At 52.8% G+C, this 2500-nt stretch carries 1 tRNA gene, 1 rRNA gene and 1 other annotated feature (1 of these 3 cut by a window edge); both genes read right to left on the minus strand.

Going from position 1 to position 2500, the window contains the following annotated elements:
• Window positions 1-118 precede the first annotated feature (118 nt).
• Window positions 119-2117 (minus strand) — a sequence feature (23S ribosomal RNA rRNA prediction is too short).
• Window positions 2118-2311: 194 nt separating this feature from the next.
• Window positions 2312-2386: transfer RNA gene (locus FHC51_RS22090), tRNA-Glu, on the minus strand.
• An 87-nt stretch (window positions 2387-2473) separates the two neighbouring features.
• A 16S ribosomal RNA gene (locus FHC51_RS22095) occupies window positions 2474-2500 on the minus strand; it runs 1141 nt beyond the window's last position.

Below are 2500 nucleotides of genomic sequence, written 5' to 3' on the forward strand. Positions count from 1 at the left end.
CTTCAAAGCCTCCCACCTATCCTACACATCAAGGACCAGTGTTCAGTGTCAAGCTATAGTAAAGGTTCACGGGGTCTTTCCGTCTTGCCGCGGGTACACTGCATCTTCACAGCGATTTCAATTTCACTGAGTCTCGGGTGGAGACAGCCTGGCCATCATTACGCCATTCGTGCAGGTCGGAACTTACCCGACAAGGAATTTCGCTACCTTAGGACCGTTATAGTTACGGCCGCCGTTTACCGGGGCTTCGATCAAGAGCTTCGCGTTGCCGCTAACCCCATCAATTAACCTTCCGGCACCGGGCAGGCGTCACACCGTATACGTCCACTTTCGTGTTTGCACAGTGCTGTGTTTTTAATAAACAGTTGCAGCCAGCTGGTATCTTCGACTGATTTCAGCTCCACCCGCAGGGGCTTCACCTACATATCAGCGTGCCTTCTCCCGAAGTTACGGCACCATTTTGCCTAGTTCCTTCACCCGAGTTCTCTCAAGCGCCTTGGTATTCTCTACCTGACCACCTGTGTCGGTTTGGGGTACGATTTGATGTTACCTGATGCTTAGAGGCTTTTCCTGGAAGCAGGGCATTTGTTGCTTCAGCACCGTAGTGCCTCGTCATCACACCTCAGCGTTAACAAGGTACCGGATTTACCTGGAACCTCCGCCTACATGCTTAAACCGGGACAACCGTCGCCCGGCCAACATAGCCTTCTCCGTCCCCCCTTCGCAGTAACACCGAGTACAGGAATATTAACCTGTTTCCCATCGACTACGCCTTTCGGCCTCGCCTTAGGGGTCGACTCACCCTGCCCCGATTAACGTTGGACAGGAACCCTTGGTCTTCCGGCGAGCGGGCTTTTCACCCGCTTTATCGTTACTTATGTCAGCATTCGCACTTCTGATACCTCCAGCATGCCTCACGGCACACCTTCGCAGGCTTACAGAACGCTCCCCTACCCAACAACACATAGTGTCGCTGCCGCAGCTTCGGTGCATGGTTTAGCCCCGTTACATCTTCCGCGCAGGCCGACTCGACCAGTGAGCTATTACGCTTTCTTTAAATGATGGCTGCTTCTAAGCCAACATCCTGGCTGTCTGTGCCTTCCCACATCGTTTCCCACTTAACCATGACTTTGGGACCTTAGCTGGCGGTCTGGGTTGTTTCCCTCTTCACGACGGACGTTAGCACCCGCCGTGTGTCTCCCGTGATAACATTCTCCGGTATTCGCAGTTTGCATCGGGTTGGTAAGCCGGGATGGCCCCCTAGCCGAAACAGTGCTCTACCCCCGGAGATGAATTCACGAGGCGCTACCTAAATAGCTTTCGGGGAGAACCAGCTATCTCCCGGTTTGATTGGCCTTTCACCCCCAGCCACAGGTCATCCGCTAATTTTTCAACATTAGTCGGTTCGGTCCTCCAGTTAGTGTTACCCAACCTTCAACCTGCCCATGGCTAGATCACCGGGTTTCGGGTCTATACCCTGCAACTTAACGCCCAGTTAAGACTCGGTTTCCCTCCGGCTCCCCTATACGGTTAACCTTGCTACAGAATATAAGTCGCTGACCCATTATACAAAAGGTACGCAGTCACACCCTGCTCCCACTGCTTGTACGTACACGGTTTCAGGTTCTTTTTCACTCCCCTCGCCGGGGTTCTTTTCGCCTTTCCCTCACGGTACTGGTTCACTATCGGTCAGTCAGGAGTATTTAGCCTTGGAGGATGGTCCCCCCATATTCAGACAGGATACCACGTGTCCCGCCCTACTCTTCGAGTTCACAGCAAGTGTGCTTTCGTGTACGGGAGTATCACCCTGTACCCTGCGACTTTCCAGACGCTTCCACTAACACACAAGCTGATTCAGACTCCGGGCTGCTCCCCGTTCGCTCGCCGCTACTGGGGGAATCTCGGTTGATTTCTTTTCCTCGGGGTACTTAGATGTTTCAGTTCCCCCGGTTCGCCTCGTTAGCCTATGTATTCAGCTAACGATAGTGCAACGGATTGCACTGGGTTTCCCCATTCGGACATCGCCGGGTCAAGGGTTCATATCACCTCGCCGGCGCTTTTCGCAGATTAGCACGTCCTTCATCGCCTCTGACTGCCAGGGCATCCACCGTGTACGCTTAGTCGCTTAACCTCACAACCCGAAGCTGTTTCACTTCGCGTTGTGAAAATTTGAGAGACTCGAACACACTTAACGTGTGTCGTTTCAATTTTCAGCTTGATCCAGATTTTTAAAGAGCAAATATCGCAAACATGACTCGCAAGTCAGTTTTGAGATACTGATTGGTTGTGCCTTTCACTCACACCCAGCAAGTGGCGTCCCCTAGGGGATTCGAACCCCTGTTGCCGCCGTGAAAGGGCGGAGTCCTAACCGCTAGACGAAGGGGACACGAGGTGTCACGACTTCGCAGCCGTCTTGCTTTTCACTTTCTATCAGACAATCTGTGTGAGCACTGCAAAGGCAGGTTCTTTAAGGTAAGGAGGTGATCCAACCGCAGGTTCC

It is taken from the genome of Leclercia sp. EC_58, assembly GCF_019584355.1.
In the GTDB taxonomy this organism is placed as follows: Bacteria; Pseudomonadota; Gammaproteobacteria; order Enterobacterales; family Enterobacteriaceae; genus Enterobacter.